Here is a 19,921-nt window from a genome sequence, read left to right on the forward strand (position 1 = left end):
CGCATGACTGATGAACTGTCCGAGCGCGCCCGCCAACTGGCCGACAAGCTCATTCGTAACATGGACGACGCGCCGAAGGAGCGCCTCGTTCGTGAGCCTCTGTACGACGCCCTGGGTGCGCGCCTGGGCACCGGTACCGCTGCGACCAAGCTCGGCGCATCCATCGACATCGTGGCGCCGGGCAAGATGTCCTGCCCCTACCATTTCCATCATGCGCAGGAAGAGATGTTCGTCGTACTGGAAGGCGAGGGCACGCTGCGCGTGGCCGGCGAGCGTTTGCCGATCAGGGCCGGGGACGTGCTGTTCATCCCGCCGGGGCCGGCGTACCCGCACCAGTTGATCAACACCTCCGAGCGTCCGCTGAAATATCTTTCGATCAGCACGCGTGAATCGCCGGAATTTTGCGAGTACCCTGATTCGGGCAAGACGGCCGCCCTGGTGAATTTGCCGGACGGTACGCGCCTGAATCTCGTGCAACGCGTGGAAAACAGCCTGGACTACTGGGACGGCGAACCCTGAGTCGCATGCGCGCAGGTCATCGGTGCGCTGAGAACGTTTCAATTGCCGGTCGCGCGCGTGGGCCTTAAGTTCGATGGGATACCCCCACCACCCGAAGGTTTCCCATGGAATATCGACTGCTCGGCCGTTCCGGCCTGAAGGTCTCCACGCTGACGATGGGCACGATGACGTTCGGTGGCGAAGGCAAGTTCGCCACCGTCGGCAGCAGCGGCGTCGATGAAGCGCGTCGTCTCATCGACATGTGCCTGGATGCGGGCGTGAACCTGCTCGACACGGCGAACATGTATTCCGCCGGCCGTTCGGAAGAAATCATCGGCGAAGTGCTCAACGGCAAGCGTCCCAAGGGCGTGTTGCTCGCCACCAAGGCTCGCTTCCGCATGGGGGACGGCCCGAACGACGTCGGCCTGTCGCGCCATCACCTGATCCGCGAATGCGAGGCCAGCCTGCGCCGCCTGCGCACGGACGTGATCGACCTCTACCAGGTCCACCAGTGGGACGGCCTCACGCCGCTGGACGAAACCCTCGAAGCGCTCGACACGCTGGTGAAGCAGGGTAAGGTCCGCTACATCGGCTGCTCCAACTATTCCGCCTGGCACCTCATGAAGGCGCTGGGCATCAGCGAACGCGAGCATCGCCAGCGCTTCGTCAGCCAGCAGATCCACTACACGCTGGAAGCGCGCGAGGCCGAGTACGAACTGCTGCCGATCTCCATCGACCAGGGCCTGGGTGTGCTCGTGTGGAGCCCACTGGCGGCGGGCCTGCTCTCGGGCAAGCATCGCCGTGATGCCAAGGCGCCGGAAGGCTCGCGCCAGCTCGCCGGCTGGACCGAGCCGCCGATCCGCGACGAGGAACGCCTGTGGCGTATCGTCGATGTGCTGGTGTCGATCGGCCAGGAGCGCGGCGTGTCGGCCGCGCAGATCGCGCTGGCCTGGTTGCTGGAACGGCCGGCCGTGACCTCGCTGGTGATCGGTGGGCGCACCGAGGCCCAATTCCGCGACAACCTTGCCGCCGCCGAACTGAAGCTCACCGTCGAAGAGCGCCAGCGCCTCGACGAGGTGAGCGCGCCGCCGTTGCTCTACCCGTACTGGCACCAGCTGTTCACGGCGTCGGATCGACTCGGCGAGGCCGACATGCCGCTGCTGCGTCCGCACCTGGACAAGCGCTGACGGCACGGCTTCCCCGGGTGAGAGAATTCGTATCCGGGGAAGCCGTTTTTCAGAATCCTTCCATACGTGAACTGGCCGAATCCGCGCATTCTGCGCAGGCCGTCACGATGCGGCGACCGGTTTCATCAGTGGGTGGCACGGTCGCGGGTCGTACGGCTGCGGCCGGGGCGTGGGACGCGTCCCGGCCGCATCTTCACTGTTGCTTTGGCGCCGCGCCCCAGTCCTCGGTACTGAACGACAGATGCAGCACGGTGCGCGTACCGTCTTCCAGTGGCGGGTTGTAGTCCAGCACCGTGCAGCCGGTCGACAGCTGTCGCTTCGCGGCCAGGGCCATCACCTTCGTCATCGCTTCGCCAACGATCGGCTGCCCGCTTCGGTTCGCCTTGAGCGCCACGCGATAGCCATCGGCGCTGCTGCCGTCGGCCAGCTCGGGCGGCGGCGACTGGCCCGGGGCCAGTGCCACCACGTCCATCTGCCGGCCGCAGCCGCCCACGCTCACGATGTCCACGCTGTCGAGCAGGTTGCGGATGAACTTGTCCGAGGTGTCCACCAGCGAGTCCACGGCATCCGTGGTGGTGGTGAGGCGGATCTTGGTGAAGTAGAGCTTCCGGTAGAACAGGTAGGTGCGCGAGGTGAGCATGTCCTGCTGCGCGTCGAACACGATCGGCAGGAAGCGGCCCACCAGTTTGCGCCCACCGGCGAGGGTCGCCGTGTATGGGCCTTCCTCGCCCACCAGACGTTGCGGTAGATCTCCTGCTTCTCGGCGAAGCTCACCGATTCGCGGAAGTCGTCGACCGCCCGCTTGAGCATGCGATCGGGGTCGCCTTCGCCGGCCGGGTAGATGAAGACATCGGCGGCGATCCAGTCGGCGTGGTCGATGCGATAGCGCAACGAGACGCCGGCCGCGATGTCGCCTTCGTCGGCGTAGTTCTTCACGGCGCTCAGCGTGGCGTTGCCCAGGCGGCGCGGGGCGATGATCCAGGTGTCGTCGATGACGCCCCGGTGCGCGGGCATGCCGGGCAGCGGCGCGGACGCGTCGGACTGCTCCTGGGCATGCGCCACCGGTGCCATGCCCAAGGCCACCAGCAAGGGGATCACCTTCCACCGCGACATCGTCAACACTGCCCCTGAAAAATCCAACGCGAATCCCCGTGTGCGCACTATAGCCATCCGTACGCGTCAGCGGGAGCGGGTAACGGCACGAATGCGACGACGAAGGAACGACAGCGTCGACGCTTCCAGCTTGCGAGTGAAACGCGGATCGGTGGGTGGCACCCTACGGTGCAGGTCGCCTTCCATCCAGCCGGCGAACACTTCCGGATGGATATACGAGCTGCGGCACACCGCGGGGGTGTTGCCGAGCACGCCGGCCACTTCCTTGACGGCAGCGGCCAGCGTCGATTTCAACGCCCGCTCGCCGCCGGTCTCAGGCAGCGGCGTGGCCGCCAGGATCGCGACGGCGTGGACGGTGCCGCCCCAGGTGCGGAAATCCTTGGCGGTGAACTCGCCGCCGGTGGCGTCGCGCAGGTACTCGTTGACCATCTCCGAATCCACGGGCTGCCGGACGCCCTCGTCGTCGACGTACTGGAACAGGCGCTGCCCGGGCAGTTCCTGCACGCGGCGTATCGCCTTCACCAGGCGTCGATCATCCAGAACGATGTCAGCCCACTGGCCGCTCTTGCCGCGGAAATGGAATTCGATCCGGTTCTTATGCACGGCGACGTGTCGCGATCTGAGCGTGGTCAGCCCAAAGGAGTGGTTCTCACGCGCGTAGGCGTCGTTGCCGACGCGGATCATGGTCTCTTCGAGCAGGCTCACGACCAGCGCCAGTACCTTGTCGCGTGGCAGGCCGGGCAGCGCGAGATCTTTGCGCAAGCGTCGGCGCAACCGGGGAAGGGTGGCACCGAACTCCAGCAGGCGTTCGAACTTGCCGCGATCGCGGATCGCCCGCCATTTCGCGTGGTAGCGGTACTGCTTGCGCTGGCGCGCATCGCGGCCGGTCGCCTGGAGATGCCCGCGGTCCTGCGGGCAGATCCAGACGTCGGTATAGGCCGGCGGAATGGCCAGCGCACGGATGCGTGCGAGCGTGTCCGCGTTTTTCACCGGTCGCCCGGCTGGGCTCAGGTAGACGAAACCGCGACCGCGCCGGCAGCGCGTGAGGCCCTCGTCGGTGTCGCATACATAGACCAGTCCCGCCGCCTTCGCATGCGCGCGTTCCACGGTGGGCACCACGAGGGCGTCGGCGGGCGGTTTCCTGGACATGGCCGGCAGTGTGGGCCGGCGCACGATCAAAACACGGTGAACGAGTCGTCAGTCGACCCGGCAGAACACCGCCTTGAGGTAGCGGTTTTCCGGGACGTTGCTGGCCACCGGATGGTCCGCGCCAGCGCCGGCCACGTGAAGCAGCTGGATCTCACGTCCGGCGTTGAGGGCGACGCGGCGGATCATCTCGATGAAGTCGTCTTCGCCGACCAGTCCCGTGCACGAGCAGGTGAGCAGGATGCCACCCGGCGCCAGCACGTCGAGCGCGGTGCGGTTCATCGCGAAGTATTTCTTCAGCGCGTTGACCACCTGGTTGCGATCGCGGGTGAGCTTGGGCGGGTCGAGGACCACGGCGTCCCAGGTGCGACCGGCGGCGATGGCCGCGCGCAGCCATTCGAAGACGTCACCCTGTTCGAAGGTGGCGTCCACGCCGTTCATGCTCGCATTGGCGCGGGCGACATCGAGGATGGCCGCGTCGGCGTCGACGCCGATGGCCTCGCTCGCGCCCGCCTTCATGGCGTGCACCGCGAAACCGCCGGCGTTGCAGCACAGGTCGAGCACGCGACGGCCACGGGCCAGCTCGGCGAAGCGGCGACGGTTGTCGCGCTGGTCGGCGAAGAAGCCGGTCTTGTGGCCGAGGCCCGGCGCCGCGTGGAAGGCGAGGCCGTGCTCGTGCACGTCGACAGCGGCAGGCGCGTCGTTCGAGCGCACGTCGAAGGATTCCTGTCGCTGCACGTGCTGCTCGGCGAACCAGTACAGCGAGGCACCCGGGAAATGGCGCAGCAGTTCGGCGTGGATGGTGTCGCGGAAGCGCCACATGCCGGCGGCGAAGTATTCCACGACCAGGTGGTTGGCGTAACGGTCGACCACGAGGCCGGACAGGCCGTCGCCTTCGCTGTGCACCACGCGCCAGGCGTCGCTCACCTCGTCCAGGCGCAGCAGTTCACGGCGCAGTTCGACGGCGCGGGTGAGACGGGCGGCGATCCAGCCGGCATCGATGGCCTCGTCCGCCGAGCTGGTGAGCATGCGCAGCGCGACGCGCGCGTGGCCGTTCCAGAAACCACGGCCGACGAAGCGGCCTTTCGCGTCCACCACCTCCACGACGCTGCCCGGCGGAATGCGCTCGGCGGGTTTGACGACCTGTGCGGACCAGACCCAGGGATGGCCCGGAACGCGGTCGGATTTGAGATGGATAGTGGGGGAGGCGGGGATAGTCATTCGCGAATGATATCGCGCCTGCGCCCGGATCACCTTCCGTAACGCAGGACCAGCCAGGACCCGAGGGCCAGCAGGTTCACGCCGATATGCGCCGCCGAGGGGCCGCCCAGGCTCAGCAGCCAGCCGTGCTCGGCGATGGCCCAGTCGAAGCCCAGGCGCGGCGACCGTTGCAGGGTGAAGGAGAGGTTGGCGAAGGCACCGGCGGAAAGCGCATAGCTGAAGACCGGCGTGGCGACCAGGGGCACCTGGAGGAACTGGGCCCAGACCGACATCTGCGTACCGCGTCCGTCGTTGCTCGCCAGCAGCACGCCGGCGACGAGGATGAAGCCGAACAGCAGCACGCCCAGCACCGTCACCACCGCGTCCAGGCCGTTCATCCGCGAACCGAGCAGGTGGTCGAACTGGCGGACCAGCCCGTAAAGGCCGCCGGCGATCTCGAAGACGGCGATGATGCGGGTAAGGATCGATTGCATGCGGGGGCCCTGGGACGACGAACGGGGGATTATGACGATCGCGGGTGAGCGGAGGCTAAAGCGCGTCCACCGCTTCGTGCAGGTCGGCGATGTGTTGCTCCCACCAGCGCGGTTCCGCCGCGAAAGGGAAGGCGGCGGGAAACGCCGGATCGTTCCAGCGCTCGGCGATCCACCCCGCGTAGTGGACCTGGCGCATCGCGCGCAGCGCGGGCACCAGCGCCAGTTCGCTGGGATCGAAGTCGCGGAACTGGCCATACCCTTCAAGCAGGGCGTCGAACATCGCATCGTCGGCGGCGAGCATCCACAGGTCCTGCACGGCGGGACCCATGCGTGCGTCGTCGAGGTCGACGAAGTGCGGGCCATCGTCCGTCCACAGCACGTTGCCCGGGTGGCAGTCGCCGTGAAGTCGGATGCGACGGACGGGGCCGACAGCTTCGAAGCGGTTCGCCACGGCGTCGTCCACGCGGGTGACGGCGTCGCGGTAGGCGTTGCCCAGGTGATGTGGCAGCAGCGGGGAGGCGAGTGCGGCCCGGGCGGGTGTGTCGATCATGGATGCACGATCGAGCGTGGCGCGATCGTGGAAGCCCTCGCGCGAGCCGATGCCATGCATGCGGCCGATCAACCGGCCCAGCCATTCGAGCTGGTCGGTCGATTCCAGCGAGGGTGCGCGGCCGCCGCGACGGGGATAGAGCGCGTAGCGGAAGCCCGCGTGTTCCAGCAGCGTGCGACCGTCGAAGGCCAGCGGCGCGACCATGGGGATCTCGGCATCGGCCAGTTCCTGTGCGAAGGCGTGTTCTTCCAGGATGGCGTCGTCGCTCCAGCGTCCGGGACGGTAAAACTTGGCGACGACGAAACCGCCGTCCTCCAGGCCCACCTGGAACACGCGGTTCTCGTAGCTGTTGAGCGTGAGCAGGCGGCCATCGCTCCAGGAACCGGCCGCATCCACCGCGGCGAGCACGATGTCGGGCGACAGGACCGCATACGGCGCGGCATGGCTCACGAGCGAAGGTTCCCCGGCGCGCCGCCCGGCGAGGGGATCACGGCCATGGTGAGGCGCGCGACGCAGACCAGCTTGCCGGTGTCTTCCTCGATGCGGATTTCCCAGACCTGGGTGGTGCGTCCCAGGTGCACGGCCTTGGCCGTGCCGGTGACGATGCCGCCGCGCACGCCACGGATGTGGTTGGCGTTGATGTCCAGGCCTACGGCGACTTCTTTCTCGGTATCCAGCGTGAGCAGCGCGGCGGAGCTGCCGAGCGTTTCGGCCAGCACCACCGAGGCGCCGCCGTGGAGCAGGCCGAAGGGCTGCTGGGTGCGGTGGTCGACGGGCATCGTGCCGCGCAGCCAGTCATCGCCGATATCCGTGAAACGGATGTCCAGCGTCTCCATCATCGTGCCCCGGCTCCAGGCGTTGATGCGGGCGAGGTCGGTCGATTGCTTCCAGATGGCCATGTGCGGTGGCTTTGCAGGGGACAAGCATCCATTGTCCTATAATGGGCGGGTGCACACCGTAACCCTGACATCGTCCGGCAAGCGATTCGCGGCCTCCGGAGACGAAACCGTGCTCGAGGCCGCCCAGCGGGCTGGCATCGCGCTTCCCTACTCGTGCCGTGGCGGTGTCTGCGGCAGTTGCAAGGCGACCCTGGTCGAGGGTGCCTGCGCGTACCCGCGCAATCCGCCCGTGGCGCTGACCGCCAACGCTCAGGCGCACGGCGCGATCCTCTTGTGCCAGGCAGTGCCGCAGGGCGATATCGCCATAAGGGCTCGCGAAATCGCGTCGGTGGAAGATATTCCGCATCGTCGCGTCCTGACCGAAGTGGTGGAACGTCGCGCGCTGGCACCGGAAGTGGTGGGCGTGTGGCTGAGGCCGCTGGATGGCGACCGCCTGAAATGGCTGTCCGGGCAATACCTCGACGTGATCCTCGACGACGGCAAGCATCGCCCGTTCTCCATCGCCAGCGGCCCCGTCGCGGATGGCACGATCGAGCTTCACGTGCGCTACGTACCGGGCGGTGGCTTCACCTCGCGGGTGTACGAATCGCTGAAGGTCGGCGATCGCCTCGTGATCGAGGCCCCGCTGGGCACCTTCGTGCCGCGCGAGGATTCCGAGCGGCCGATGCTGTTCATGGCGGGCGGCACGGGCTTCGCGCCGGTGAAGGCCATCGTCGAGCATTTCCTCGAACTGGGTACGCGCCGGCCGATGCACGTCTATTGGGGTGCGCGCCAGGCGGAAGATCTGTATCTGATCGAGCTGGCGCGGGACTGGGAGCGTCGTGTGCCGACGCTACGCTTCACTCCTGTGTTGTCCGACGCCGATGCCGCGCAGGCGGCGGGCATTCGCGCGGGCCTCGTCCACGATGCCTTGCTGGCGGACCATCCGGACCTTTCCGGGTTCGACCTCTACATGAGCGGGCCGCCGGCGATGATCCAGCTGGGTCGCGATGCCTTCGCGGCCGCCGGGTTGCCTGACGACCGGTTGTACTTCGACTCGTTCGACCTTGCGCCGGATGTGCTGGCGGAGATCCTGAAGGGGCGGGCGGGGATCCACGGCCTTTGACGGGTGTCGCGGCCGGGGATCGCGCGCAAGCGCGCTCCTACGGGTCGCGTTATTTCTTGCCCTTGGCGACCGGCAGCTGCGCGTTCTGCCAGGCGTAGGTGCCGCCGTCGAGCACGAAGACGCGCGGGAAGCCGGCCTTGATCAGGCGGTTGGCGGCCTTGCCGACGCCACGGCCGTCCTTGTCCACCAGCACCACCGGTAGCTCCTTCGCCTTGGAGAGGTCCTTCTGGGTCTCCGGGTCGAACTGGCTCATCGCGACGTTCTTCGCGCCGGGGATGTGGGCCTTCTCGAAATCGGCGCTGGCCGAGAGATCGATGATGAGCGGGTTGTCGCGGTTGATCAGCTGGGTGAGGCCCGCCGGGGTCAGGGTCTTCCACTTGCGGAACAGCTTGAGGACCTCGCCGACGATCAGCGCGATCAGCAGGGCCACGAAGAGGGCCACCAGTGCGAGATGGTTGCCAGCGAATTCGGGCAGCTTGTGCAGTACGTCGTTCATCGGGTCTTCCGGGCCGCAGGGATCAAAACGCGCGATTATATCGGGTTCAGTGCGGGGAGAAGTCCGGCAGGCCGGTCATGAGGTACCAGCGGCCCTTTTCGGCGTCGTAGCGCCAGCGCTGGCGGTCGATGATGCTGCGCTCGGCCTGGGTGTTGATGTTCACCACGCCGATCTGGACCACCTGGACGACCTCGTTCTTGCCGTCCGGCTGCGGACCGCCGCCCTCGTCATAGGCCGTGATGCGGAGCTGGTCGAGGCGCCCCATATCGATGGAACTCATCGGATGCTCGGTGGCGTAGTCCTTGTCGAGGAAGGCCTGGGCGGTGGTGAAGTCGCCCCAGCGGATCGCCGACGCGTACCGCGACAGTGTCGTGGTGAGCGCGTTGTTGCGCTTGTCGGTGGCGCAACCGGCCAGGGTCGTCAGGACGAGGGCCAGGGCGAGCAGGGCGATACGGCGCATGGTGGATTCCGTCGGGGCGTCGGCGGGCATTATGCCCGGCGTTTGGCGACGAAGCGCGCTTCCAGGCTGGCGGCCGGCTTGCCGTCGTCGCCGGGCACCACGTAGGTGAAATCGCCACGCGCACGGCCCCGCGCGTCCAGCGTCGTGAAGAAGGTAGACCAGTCCGCGCCCGGCGCCAGGCGGGCCTCGGCGTGCAAATCACCCCATACCGGCGCGAGGTAGCGGATGCTCGAGTCGGCCACGAACACGTCGCAGTCGTCGCCACGGCGGCGCAGCGTGGCCTCGACGAGGGTCCAGCAGGCCATGGTCATGACGGCAGCGAGGCTACCGCCAAAGGCGCAACCCTTGTCGTTGATGTTCGGCTTCAACGGTGCGTCCAGGCGCAGGCATTCGCCGTCGAAACCGGCGATGCGGAGGTCCATGGCCCGCGCGAGGGGGATGCTGGCCAGGATGAAGGCCTCGAGGGCCTTGAGGGAGTCGTCGATCGAGATCATAAGAGGTGAAGTCTACGGCCGCGCGTCGACCGTTCGCATCCGTACGGGAGGGGGCCCATACCTTCGGCATTGGTGACATGGTTCACATGTTCCTATGCTTGCCCGTCACCTGCAGGATGCTTCCGTGAGTCGTACCCATCCCCTTCGCAACGTCACCGTCGTCATCACCCGACCCGCCGGGACGGCGGGGCCGCTGTCCCGGCGGGTTCGCAAGCTGGGCGGGATTCCCGTGGCCGTGCCTGGCCTCTCGCTGCGCGCGACGGCCGACGCCACCACCACCCATGCCTCGCTGCGCGACGCCCTCGAAGGCGACACCCTGGTGTTCACCAGCCCCGCCGCCGTGCGTTTCGCCGCCGACCTGCTGCCCCTGGCCACCCAGGCCACGGTGATCGCGGTGGGGCGCGGCACCGCCCGCGCGCTGAAGACCGCGGGCATCACCGATGTTCATTTCCCGCAGTCCCGACAGGACAGCGAGGGCGTACTCGGCCTGCCCGAACTGACGGATATCGCTGGCCGCCGAGTCGCCCTGGTAGGGGCGCCGGGAGGACGGGGCCTGTTGCGCGAGCAATTGGCGGCGCGCGGCGCCCGGCTTGAGGAGATCCACGTCTATCACCGCGTGGCGCCACGGATCGACCGCCGTCACATCGATCCGCTGCTCAAGCTGAGCAAGCGGTCGGCCGTGCTGCTGTCCAGTGCCGAGGCCCTGGAACATTTGCAGCGCTCGCTCATCGCCCCGGCCTGGCGCCGGCTGGTCCAGGCCGTGGCCGTGGTCAGCAGCGAACGCCTACGGGGAATCGCCATCGAGGCCGGTTTCGAGCGGGTCGCGGTGGCCCGCTCTGCCCTACCGACGGACCTTCTGGAAGCAGCCTCGGCCGTCTCGTTCACCCGCCGTTGAACGATGTCTTCCGTGCGTTCGCGTATGGCCTGCTAGGATGCCGCCATGACGACCGAGACCCCAACGACCGACACCATCCCGGCCGCGCCGGCCCCGTCCAGCCCGGCGTCCGCGCGGGCGCCTGCTCCCGCGCCCCGGCGCGGCGGCGGCGCGCTGGCCGTCAGCATCCTGTTCTCGCTGGCCGCCCTGGGGGCGGCGGGCTACACGGGGTGGACGCTATGGAACATGCGAGCCGACCTGGGCGCCGCCAATGGCCTGCGTGGCCAGGTGGACACCTTGCAGACGGCCGTTGACGGCCTGCGCGAGGAGAACGCCACCCTGCGTCGTCGGCTCAGCGACGCCGACGGGGTGAACCGCTCCGCCCGTGAAGAAATGCTCGGGGTCTCCGAGCGCACGAAGAACCTCGAGGACGCCGTCGCCAATCTCTCCGAGCGCAGCCTGAGCGGACACGACGCGATGCTGCTCGACGAAGCTGAGTCGCTGCTGCGCATGGCCAAGGAACGTTTCGCCCTGTTCGGCGACGCCAGTGGCGCCTTGTCCGCCTACGATCTTGCCGACAAGGCCCTGGGCGCCGTGAACGACAGCGCGTTCTCCGCGGTTCGTCGCAGCATGGGCGCCGAGCGCGACGCCCTGGCCGCCGTGGTGCCCAAGGCCAGGGCGAACGATCTCGCCACGCTGGCCGACCTGCGCGCGACGATTCCCACCTTGCCGCTGCGCTCGTCCGACGACCGTAAGGCCGACGACGGCGAGCGCACGTTCTGGCAGCGCGCTGGCGACGCCCTGGGCGGTATCGTGAAGGTGAGCCACGACGACGGTACGCCACTGGGTCTTGCCGATGACCGCATCGCCCGCGAAATGGCGGCGCTGGACGTGGCCCATGCGGAAGCCGCTGTGCTCGCCTATGACGATGTCGGCCGCGATGCCGCGCTCAAGCGCGTCGACGCCACCCTGGTGGCGCGCTTCGACACGAACGCACCCGATGTGCAGGCCGCCCGGGCGCGCGTCGCTGCCTTGCTCACCACTCAGGCGAAGGGCGCCGCGCCGCAACTCGGTGCCGCGCTGGGCGAACTGCGCAACCTGCGCTCCGTGCACGCCTTGAACGATCATTCCGCGCCCGCGCATGCCGCCAGCACCGCGGCACCCGCTCCTGCGTCCTCCGCCGCTCCCGCGCCGCAGAAGGACACGCCATGAAGCTCTGGCGCTGGATCGTCGGCCTCATCCTGGTCGCGGTGATCGCCGCGTTCGGCTGGCATTGGGTCGCGCAGGATCCCGGTTACGTACTGCTGCACTGGCGTGGCACGAACGTGCAGATGACGCTGGTCACGCTGCTGGTCATCCTCGTGGTTGCGTGGGCCGCGATCGCCGCCATCGTCGCCTTGATCCGCTGGCCATTCGGTGCGCTTACCCGTCGTCATCGCCGCCTCAGTCGTCGCCGTCTCGCGGATGGCCTGGTGTCGTTGGTCGAGGGTCGCCATGCCGAAGCCGAACGCGATCTCAACCGTGCGGTGCGCTATCCGTCCGTCCGTGGCCCGGCCTTGCTCGCGGCCGCCGAAGCCGCCGAGCGGCACGGTGAATCGACGCGTGCGCTGGAAACCCTCGATGAAGCGGCGCAGGAAACACCGCGTGCCGCGCGCGTGCTGCGCGCGCGATTGCTGCGTCGCGCCGGCAAGCCGCAGGAGGCCGTGAGCCTGCTCGCCGCCGAGGCGGATACGGGTGAACTCACGCCGGCCGGTTGGCTTGAATATGCCGAGGGCGCGCTTGAGATCGGAGAGCCGGCGCGCGCCTTGCGCGCGCTCGCGCCGTTGCAGAAAAGTGGCGAGATCGGCGCCAAAGCCTATGCGCTCACGGAATCGCGGATCGTCGGTGCGTATGTCGCCAGCGCGGTCGATGGTGCCTCGCTCGCCGCGTTGTGGTCGCAACTGCCCAAGGGACAGCGTCGGCTTCCGGCAGCGGTGGATGCCTACGCGCGACAGGCCGTGCGCTTCGGCCAGAACATGGCGGCGATGGACGAGATCGAGACCGCGCTGCGTCGCGAATGGTCACCGCAGCTCGTCGCCACCTATGGCGGCATGGGCTCCGAAGATATCGAGCAACGCCTGCGTCGTGCCGAATCCTGGGTGGATACGCATCCTAACGACGCCGTGCTGCTCACCGCGGTGGGGCGCATGTGCGCCCGCGTCCACCTGTGGGGCAAGGCACGTCCGTACCTGGAACGCGCGCTGGCCATCGAGCCGTCGTCGGATGCGTGGGAAGCCCTGGGCGATGTCTTCGTCGCGGAAACCTTCCCCGAACTGGCGCAGCGCTGCTATCGCAATGCGCTGGCGCTGGCTCGCGGCGAGGCGACCGAAGCCTTGCCCGAGGTACCTGCACGTCGCATCGATACGCGCGTGACGGCGGTGGAAGAGCGCGACGAGCACGGCGTGCCGCGCCTGTCACCCTGATCAGGGGGATCAGGGTCGCGCCTCCGCCGGTGTGCCGTTGCCAGTCGGTGCATGCCAGTCACCCTGTCGCTCACAGCGTTCGCCTCGCGAGGTGAGTTCGCGGATCTCGTCCCGGGACAAGCCGGCGAACACGTCGCTGCGGGACAGGCGACGATAGAGTTCAGCGCAGGTCGCCGGTGTATCGCGTGACCCGAGAGAGAACCACTCGGATATCGATCCCTGGTCGGCGATGGCCCGGTAGATCTGCATCAGCGCGTACAGCAGGACGATCCACCCCAATCGGCGTAGCGGAACCCGCCTGCGGGCAGACGGCTTGTCGACCACGGGGCGGAACGCGGCGGCGGTCGCGCCGCTTTGCCGGTGATTTTTCTGCGTGCTGGCGGGCAGCGCGTCGAATGCCGCCTTCCATGCCAGCCGCACGTCATGGTCCATATGCAGCCCGATCCAGTGCGGATATTGCGACTGCAGTTGCTCCATATCGGGCCAATGCCGCACGAGCGCCCCATCGATGGGGCGTCGTGCACGGCCGATGCGTTCGAGCCATTGCTTGCGACGGGATTCAGTCAGGCGCATCCATACGTTGCGTTGGGCGAGGACATGCTCGACCCATTCGCCGCGTTGCCCCAGGGGGCCCAGTTGGCCGATATCTTCCCAGTGGAACAGTCGAGAGGCTGTCTCGAACAAGGCATGCCGATGGGGAAGTTCCTGGCGCGCGAGCAGGTCGATCAGGCGTTCTTCCAGTTCACCCGGCGCGTCGATATAGCGCTGCCGCAGGGCGATGACGGTGCGATCCAGCAGATCCGTGGCATCCACGGCGCTACCCCGGCGCGCACCAGCGACGAAGCCGTCCATCAGTATCGCCGCGTCGCGTCGCGCATCGGCGCGGGGATCCGCCTCCACCGCGTCCGCATCGTCCTGTGTCGGCACATCCTCATCCTGCGGCGCGTCGGGATGACGCTCGGTCGGCGGCGGATGCCGTGGCGTATCGTCGGGGGCTTCGGTGGTGCGTTCCTGCTCGCACCAAAGGCATGCGGTCTCATACGCTTCGCGCAAACGCGCGAAGCCCTGCGGATCGATGCCCGGATCGATCTGCCGTAATGCCATCGCGTATGCCTTGCGTACGGCTGCGCGATCCGCATAAGGCGACAAGCCGAGCACCTGGAGGAACCACGGGTGGGAAGTCATGAAGAGGTCGAGTCCTCGTCCGAGGCTCGGAGCCGTTCGGCCGCTGCGGGTGCGACGAACCCGGCGTCGACGCATCGACCGAGCATCCGATCCATCGATCCCCTCACCCGGGGACTATGGCCACGGATATAGGACGTCAGCCCATGGCAGCTCGACTCGTCGATCCTGTCGGATAGGACGTCGTCGGGTATGGTTTCCCTGCCTAGCCTGCTGTACAGCCAAAACGCCGTCAGGGCCAGTGCCACCGCAATGAAGGCCCTGGCGTGGACAGATGGACGGCGGGGCGGGGGCACGTTCAAGGGCGCGGGCGGTACATCCGGCATGCCGCCATGGCGTGCTTCGTATCGCTCCTTCCATGCGTCGCGTACCGCCGCACCGACGTGAAGATCGACGTATCGAGGGTAGCGCGCCGAGGCTTCCTGGATTTTCGGCCAGAGATGGACAAGATCATCAGGAAGGTCCTTGCGGGATGCAGCACGACGGAGAACGGATTGGAGGGCCGGCCCCATCTGGCGTACCAGTGCTTCCCGTTCGCTTTCGACGGCGGTCACCCATGCGTACGCCCCCGACCTGGGCTCCGCGTCGCGCAGTTCGATCCAGCAGAACAGTTCAGACGCCGCATCGAAAACCACGTCGCGCCACGGAAGGGCGTTGATCGCCAGCGCATCGATCAGATGTGTTTCAAAGCTGCGGATGACTTCGACGTGCTCCCGACGCAATGCGGCCAGGTAATCGTCGAGCAGGGCATAAATATCGTCCTCGTCGTCCGAGGCGACCAGCTCGCGATGGAATCGCATGAACAGGTCGGTGGCGGTGTCCCTGGGCTGCTGGGGTGCGGATGATCGATCTTTCGCTTCGATCTCCGCCGTGCTGTCGGTCGTTCGGCCCCGGATTTCGCACGCGAGTTCATAGGCCTCGCGAAGGGTCGCGAAACCGCCGGGGTCCGTAGCGGGATCGATGGCCTTCAACCGCACCGCATACGCGCGTTTCGCCATGCGTTCGTCGAACGGTTCGTCCAGCTCGAGTAGTTCAAGAAACCACGGTTTCGACATGGCCTCAGGCGCCCGGGTCGGGAGCGAAATAGCCATCGGTTTCGATCGAGGCGAGGGCCTTGCGGAACGCCTCGGCGTCGCGGGCGATCCGCTGCGTGTCCTGTGTCGTCAGCGTCTGCTCGAAGTGCAGGATCATCTGGCCGACGTGCTCGCGCATGTCGCCCAGAAGCTGTTCGTACAGGCGTTCGGCGCGGGCGAGCAGGGCACGGTTTTCCAGCGTATCGCGAGGATGGATTTTCAGGGCCGACAGCGTGGCCAATCGCTTCGCGATCTCTTCGGGAGACATATGCGTCTCGCCGCTTTCGATCACCAGGCGCTGCACGATACCCGTCGCGACCACCATGACCTCGACTTCCAGCAGGCCGTTGACGTCGTAGGTGAAGCGGACATCCACGCCATCGGCGTGCCCGGGGCCGGGCTGGACCTGGACATCCAGTTCGCCCAGCTTGATGTTGTCGCGGACCAGCCGCGACTCGCCTTGGTAGACGTCGATGCGGATCGCCTTCTGCTCCGCCGATACCGGAAAAAATCGCTGCACCCGGCTTACGGGTACGACGGTGTTGCGCTGGATGATCGGTGCGTAAAAGCCCTCGGCATGGCTGCCGTTGTCCAGACGCTTGATGACGCCGGTGCCGAGCGTGTACGGACACACATCGGTCATCACCGTTTCTTCCAGCGCCTTGTCCTTCATCTTCAGCCCGGCCTGCACGGCGGCGCCGAGCGCGACGACTTCGTCGGGATTCAGCCCGATCACGGGGAAGCGGCCGAACATGCGCGTGGCCAGCGCGCGGATCATCGGCATGCGGGTGGCGCCGCCGGCCAGCACCACGTTGTTGAGGTCCGCGGCGCGGATGCGCGCATCGCGCAGGGCGCGCTCGATGGGGCGCCACAGGCGATCCATCAGCGGCTGCGAGAGTTTCTCGAACGCTTCGGCGTCGAGGGCAACGTTCGCCTCGCTGTTTTCCCAGCGCACGTCGAAGCTGGCGGAGCCGTTTGCGCCGATGTCGCGCTTGGCGCTTTCCGCGCGGGCGACGAGGCGCTGCATGAAGACGGCGTCGTTGCGTGCCTTGTCGGGGATGCCGTTCGCGAAGGCCTGCTCGACGAGCAGGTTGGCGAAGTCCTCGCCACCGAGCATGTTGTCGCACGCGCTGGCCCGTACTTCCATCACGCCGTCGAACATTTCGAGGATGGAGACGTCGAAGGTGCCGCCGCCCAGGTCGAACACGAGGAACTGGGTTTCGGTGCCGCCGTCGTGAAGGCCATACGCTAGCGCGGCGGCGGTGGGCTCGTTGAGCAGACGCTCCACCTTGAGGCCAGCCAGTTCGCCGGCCACGCGGGTAGCCTTGCGTTGTGCGTCGGAGAAATAGGCGGGGACGGTGATAACCGCTTCCGTCACGGCTTCGCCGAGAAAGGCCTCGGCATCGGCCTTGAGCGAACGGAGCACGAGCGCGGAGAGTTCTTCGGGACGGTAGTCGCGGTCCGCCAAGCGGGACGTGCGCATACTGCCCATATGCCGCTTGAACAGCGACGCCGTGCGTTGCGGATGCGTCTGCAGGCGCTCGCGCGCGGCCTCGCCGATCAGGATCTGGCCATCGTCGTCGACACCCACGCAGGACGGGGTGAGGAACGAGCCCAGCGCGTTGGGCACGAGTCGGGGCCCGCCGTCCTTCCAGACGGCGACGAGGCTATTGGTGGTTCCCAGATCGATACCGACGATCATGCGATTCGTTCCTTAGGCTGCATGGGCCGTGTTGCGGACGCGTCCTTGCGTGCACCCGGACGCGCCCCGTGAGAGGCACGTTTCCGGCTGGCGTGGAGCCCCTTACAACGCGGTCAGGTTCGCATAAGCGTAAACCAACCACTTGCTGCCTTCATCCACGAAGTTCACCTGCACGCGCATGTGCGCGCCCGCGCCCTCGGCGCTGACGATGGTGCCTTCGCCAAATTTCGGGTGGCTCACGCGCTGGCCGAGGCGGATCGGCATGGGTTCTTCGAGGGACGGGCTGGAGAAGCGGTCGGCGTAGGCCGGGCGCGAGACCTGCACGCGCGGCCGCAGCTCATCGATCAGCTCGGGCGGGATCTCGCCCAGGAAGCGGGAGGGCCGGGCGAGCATCTCCGTGCCGTGCATGCGCCGCGATTCCGCGTGCGACATGTACAGCTTGCGGCGTGCACGGGTAATACCCACGTAGGCCAGGCGCCGCTCTTCCTCCAGGCGGTTGTCTTCCTCGGTGGAACGCTGGCTGGGGAACAGGCCTTCCTCCATGCCTACGAGGAACACGATGGGAAATTCCAGGCCCTTGGCGGAGTGCAGCGTCATCAGCTGGACGCAGTCGTCCCAGGCCTCGCTCTGACCTTCGCCCGCTTCGAGCGAGGCATGGGAGAGGAAGGCGGACAGTTCGTTGAGACCGGCATCGACGTCCTCGGGCGTCATCTCGAAACGGCTGGCCACGTTGACCAGTTCGTCGAGGTTCTCCACCCGGGCTTCGCCGTTGCCGCGCTTGTCGTTTTCGTAGAAATCGCGCAGGCCGGTGTGCACGATCGCGTGTTCGATCTGCTCGGCAAGGCTGAGGGCGTCGTTGGTTTCACCGTCCTTGCCGTCACCGCGGAACGTGCCCTGCAGGGTGTCGATCAGGCCCAGGAAGGCTCGCACGGCGTTCTTGGCGCGCCCGGCGAGACTGCCGGTGGAGACCTCGGTGAGCGAGGCCTCCCACATCGACGTGCTCTCGGCGCGTGCGCGCCGGCGCAGTTCGTCGAGGGTGCGGTCGCCGATACCACGGGGTGGTGTGTTCACGGCACGCTCGAACGCGGCGTCGTCATGGCGATGGGATGCCAGGCGCAGGTAGGCCAGGGCGTCCTTGATTTCGGCACGCTCGAAGAATCGCAGGCCACCGTACACGCGGTAGGGCAGGTCGCGCTGGATGAGCTGTTCTTCGAAGTTGCGCGACTGCGCGTTCGAGCGATACAGGATGGCGCAGTCGCGGGCGTTGCCATGCTCGGCGATGTACTCGCGGATGCGCTCGATGACGAAGCGTGCTTCGTCTTGCTCGTTGTAGGCCGCGTACAGCGCGATGCGGTCGCCTTCCTCGCCGTCGGTCCACAGCTGCTTGCCGAGGCGTCCGCCATTGCGCGCGATCACCGCGTTGGCGGCGTTGAGGATCGTCGACGTGGAGCGGTAGTTCTGCTCCAGGCGGATCGTCTTCGCGCCGGGGAAGTCCTGCAGGAACTGCTGCACGTTCTCGACCTTCGCTCCGCGCCAGCCGTAGATCGCCTGGTCGTCGTCGCCGACCACGAAGGCCTGGCCCGTCGTGCCGGCGAGCACGCGGATCCACGCGTACTGCAGGGTGTTGGTGTCCTGGAACTCGTCGATCAACAGGTAGCGCCAGCGATCCTGGTAATGACGCAGCACCTGCGGGTCCTTCAGCCACAGCTCGTGCGCGCGCAGCAGCAACTCGGCGAAATCGACGAGACCGGCGCGCTGGCACTGCTGCTCGTAGGTCTTGTAGATCTCGACGAAGGTGCGCGTCACCGGGTGGTCGCGGTGCTCGATGCCGTCGGGGCGACGGCCCTCGTCTTTCCACTGGTTGATCTGCCACGCGGCCTGTCGCGGGGGAAAACGGGCCTCGTCCAGCCCCATGCCCGCGACGACCCGCTTGATCAGCCGTTGCTGGTCGTCGGAGTCGAGGATCTGGAAACCTTCGACCAGCCCGGCTTCGCGCCAGTGGCGCCGCAGCAGGCGATGGGCGATGCCGTGGAAGGTGCCTACGGTCAGGCCCTGGGTGCCGCCGGGGATCAGGCTGTCCAGGCGCGCCCGCATCTCGCCGGCGGCCTTGTTGGTGAAGGTGACCGCGAGGATCGCCCAGGGCGGCACGCGCTCGACCTGGGTCAGCCAGCCGATGCGGTGGGTGAGAACGCGGGTCTTGCCGGAACCGGCGCCAGCGAGGATCAGGTAATGCCCGGGCGGGGCACTGACGGCTTCACGCTGGGCGTCGTTGAGGGAGTCGAGAAGGTGGGAAACATCCATCCGCCCATTGTACCGGGGAGAGTCGGTCCGGGCGGTGCCCGGACCGACTCACGTCTCAGTTCTTGCGGGCGATGCCGGCCACGGCCACCAGGCCGCCGATCACGATGCCGGCGATGCCGACCCATTGCGGGACCGCCTTGTCGTGCGTGGCGGTGATTTTCGCCGAGCCGACCTGCGCCAGCGTGTCGGTCTTGCTGTAGCTGCCGTTGCCCACCGTCACCCAGATGCCGAGGCCGATGAGGATGACGCCGACGATGATGAGTCCTGCGCGCATGGGTATCTCCGTGTCGAAGTGGAGCGAAGCATGCCGCGCAGGATGTGAACGGATACGCAAAATCCACCCGGAAACGATCAAAAAAAACCCCGGAAGCCAGGGGAGCTTCCGGGGCGGGTGGAGGGCTCGACCCAGGGGAAAGCCGGGCCCTACCGCAGGGTTGCCCCAGGGAGGTGGGACACACCGATGTGGACGCCGTTGCGTACGTCCGAAGCTATAGACGTCCGAAAGCAGGGAAAGTTGCAGCCCTCGGAAAAGAAAAAGTCAGGAGGCGTTCATTCTTCGATGACGCAACGAAATTCTTACGTTTGGACGGCTGTTTGTCCGGTGGTCGCTGTCCGCGGACGCCGGTCGTGGCGCTCGCGGACACCCGGCGAATCGATGCGATCCCCTCGCGGCGGCCTTTCTGCC

The 19,921-nt window shown here is 67.2% G+C and carries 20 protein-coding genes; 6 read left to right on the top strand and 14 right to left on the bottom strand.

The genetic code is table 11. From position 1 onward, the window contains the following. Positions 1–3 precede the first annotated feature (3 nt). Both GAK28_RS06395 and GAK28_RS06400 read left to right on the top strand, forming a co-directional pair. Positions 4–519, top strand: a complete 516-nt coding sequence (locus GAK28_RS06395; protein WP_291776322.1) for a cupin domain-containing protein — start codon at positions 4–6, stop codon at positions 517–519. A gap of 104 nt (positions 520–623) precedes the next feature. Then, positions 624–1,685, top strand: coding sequence for an aldo/keto reductase (locus GAK28_RS06400; RefSeq protein ID WP_291776324.1), 1,062 nt, complete (start codon positions 624–626; stop codon positions 1,683–1,685). 193 nt (positions 1,686–1,878) lie between these two features. On the opposite strand, the gene GAK28_RS06405 is transcribed toward GAK28_RS06400, so the two are convergent. The 6 genes from GAK28_RS06405 to GAK28_RS06430 form a co-directional block, all read right to left on the bottom strand. Further along, complete coding sequence (locus GAK28_RS06405; protein WP_291776326.1) at positions 1,879–2,418, bottom strand: hypothetical protein; 540 nt, start codon at positions 2,416–2,418, stop codon at positions 1,879–1,881. A 446-nt stretch (positions 2,419–2,864) separates the two neighbouring features. Then, entirely contained in the window at positions 2,865–3,947 is a 1,083-nt protein-coding gene (locus tag GAK28_RS06410) for a DNA topoisomerase IB (protein ID WP_291776328.1), read from the bottom strand. Between the two features lie 48 nt (positions 3,948–3,995). Beyond that, positions 3,996–5,165: a class I SAM-dependent rRNA methyltransferase gene (locus tag GAK28_RS06415; protein WP_291776329.1), complete on the bottom strand. Its 1,170-nt coding sequence runs from the start codon at positions 5,163–5,165 to the stop codon at positions 3,996–3,998. A 29-nt stretch (positions 5,166–5,194) separates the two neighbouring features. Further along, entirely contained in the window at positions 5,195–5,638 is a 444-nt protein-coding gene (locus tag GAK28_RS06420) for a hypothetical protein (RefSeq protein ID WP_291776331.1), read from the bottom strand. A 55-nt stretch (positions 5,639–5,693) separates the two neighbouring features. Next, a complete protein-coding gene (locus GAK28_RS06425; RefSeq protein ID WP_291776333.1) occupies positions 5,694–6,638 on the bottom strand; it encodes a serine/threonine protein kinase in 945 nt (314 codons plus the stop codon). Then, positions 6,635–7,087 carry a hotdog fold thioesterase gene (locus GAK28_RS06430; protein WP_291776334.1) on the bottom strand — a complete coding sequence of 151 codons (453 nt, stop codon included), beginning with the start codon at positions 7,085–7,087 and terminating at the stop codon, positions 6,635–6,637. The genes GAK28_RS06425 and GAK28_RS06430 overlap by 4 nt, the downstream gene beginning before the upstream one ends. A 49-nt stretch (positions 7,088–7,136) precedes the next feature. Between GAK28_RS06430 and GAK28_RS06435 the strand changes: the two genes are divergently transcribed. Further along, a complete protein-coding gene (locus GAK28_RS06435; protein ID WP_291776336.1) occupies positions 7,137–8,192 on the top strand; it encodes a 2Fe-2S iron-sulfur cluster-binding protein in 1,056 nt (351 codons plus the stop codon). A gap of 49 nt (positions 8,193–8,241) precedes the next feature. Here the strand turns inward: GAK28_RS06435 and GAK28_RS06440 are convergent, their stop codons facing one another. Genes GAK28_RS06440 through GAK28_RS06450 form a run of 3 tightly spaced genes read right to left on the bottom strand, consistent with a single transcriptional unit; the run spans position 8,242 to position 9,642 of the window. Then, positions 8,242–8,688 carry a rhodanese-like domain-containing protein gene (locus GAK28_RS06440; RefSeq protein WP_291776340.1) on the bottom strand — a complete coding sequence of 149 codons (447 nt, stop codon included), beginning with the start codon at positions 8,686–8,688 and terminating at the stop codon, positions 8,242–8,244. Between the two features lie 46 nt (positions 8,689–8,734). Beyond that, positions 8,735–9,148, bottom strand: a complete 414-nt coding sequence (locus GAK28_RS06445; protein ID WP_291776342.1) for a hypothetical protein — start codon at positions 9,146–9,148, stop codon at positions 8,735–8,737. Positions 9,149–9,177: 29 nt separating this feature from the next. Then, positions 9,178–9,642 (bottom strand): YiiD C-terminal domain-containing protein, encoded by a 465-nt coding sequence (locus GAK28_RS06450; RefSeq protein WP_291776344.1) that lies wholly within the window; start codon positions 9,640–9,642, stop codon positions 9,178–9,180. A 124-nt stretch (positions 9,643–9,766) separates the two neighbouring features. Here GAK28_RS06450 and GAK28_RS06455 point away from each other — a divergent pair, with 124 nt between their 5' ends. Genes GAK28_RS06455 through GAK28_RS06465 form a run of 3 tightly spaced genes read left to right on the top strand, consistent with a single transcriptional unit; the run spans position 9,767 to position 12,978 of the window. After that, positions 9,767–10,537, top strand: coding sequence for a uroporphyrinogen-III synthase (locus GAK28_RS06455; protein WP_291776345.1), 771 nt, complete (start codon positions 9,767–9,769; stop codon positions 10,535–10,537). Between the two features lie 45 nt (positions 10,538–10,582). Then, positions 10,583–11,728, top strand: coding sequence for a uroporphyrinogen-III C-methyltransferase (locus tag GAK28_RS06460; protein ID WP_291776347.1), 1,146 nt, complete (start codon positions 10,583–10,585; stop codon positions 11,726–11,728). Further along, positions 11,725–12,978, top strand: a complete 1,254-nt coding sequence (locus GAK28_RS06465; RefSeq protein ID WP_291776349.1) for a heme biosynthesis HemY N-terminal domain-containing protein — start codon at positions 11,725–11,727, stop codon at positions 12,976–12,978. Before GAK28_RS06460 ends, GAK28_RS06465 begins: the two co-directional genes overlap by 4 nt. Before the next feature lie 9 nt (positions 12,979–12,987). Here the strand turns inward: GAK28_RS06465 and GAK28_RS06470 are convergent, their stop codons facing one another. The 5 genes from GAK28_RS06470 to GAK28_RS06490 form a co-directional block, all read right to left on the bottom strand. Next, the gene (locus tag GAK28_RS06470; RefSeq protein WP_291776351.1) at positions 12,988–14,163 is read right to left on the bottom strand and encodes a hypothetical protein; all 1,176 of its coding nucleotides are present in this window, start codon (positions 14,161–14,163) and stop codon (positions 12,988–12,990) included. Continuing rightward, positions 14,160–15,215, bottom strand: a complete 1,056-nt coding sequence (locus tag GAK28_RS06475) for a hypothetical protein (protein WP_291776353.1) — start codon at positions 15,213–15,215, stop codon at positions 14,160–14,162. Before GAK28_RS06475 ends, GAK28_RS06470 begins: the two co-directional genes overlap by 4 nt. A gap of 4 nt (positions 15,216–15,219) precedes the next feature. Beyond that, entirely contained in the window at positions 15,220–16,935 is a 1,716-nt protein-coding gene (locus tag GAK28_RS06480; protein ID WP_291776354.1) for a molecular chaperone HscC, read from the bottom strand. A gap of 102 nt (positions 16,936–17,037) precedes the next feature. Continuing rightward, complete coding sequence (uvrD, locus tag GAK28_RS06485) at positions 17,038–19,236, bottom strand: DNA helicase II (protein ID WP_291776356.1); 2,199 nt, start codon at positions 19,234–19,236, stop codon at positions 17,038–17,040. Positions 19,237–19,291: 55 nt separating this feature from the next. Then, complete coding sequence (locus GAK28_RS06490) at positions 19,292–19,510, bottom strand: hypothetical protein (RefSeq protein ID WP_291776358.1); 219 nt, start codon at positions 19,508–19,510, stop codon at positions 19,292–19,294. Positions 19,511–19,921 lie beyond the last annotated feature (411 nt).

It is taken from the genome of Luteibacter sp. (assembly GCF_009912395.1).
In the GTDB taxonomy this organism is placed as follows: domain Bacteria; phylum Pseudomonadota; class Gammaproteobacteria; order Xanthomonadales; family Rhodanobacteraceae; genus Luteibacter.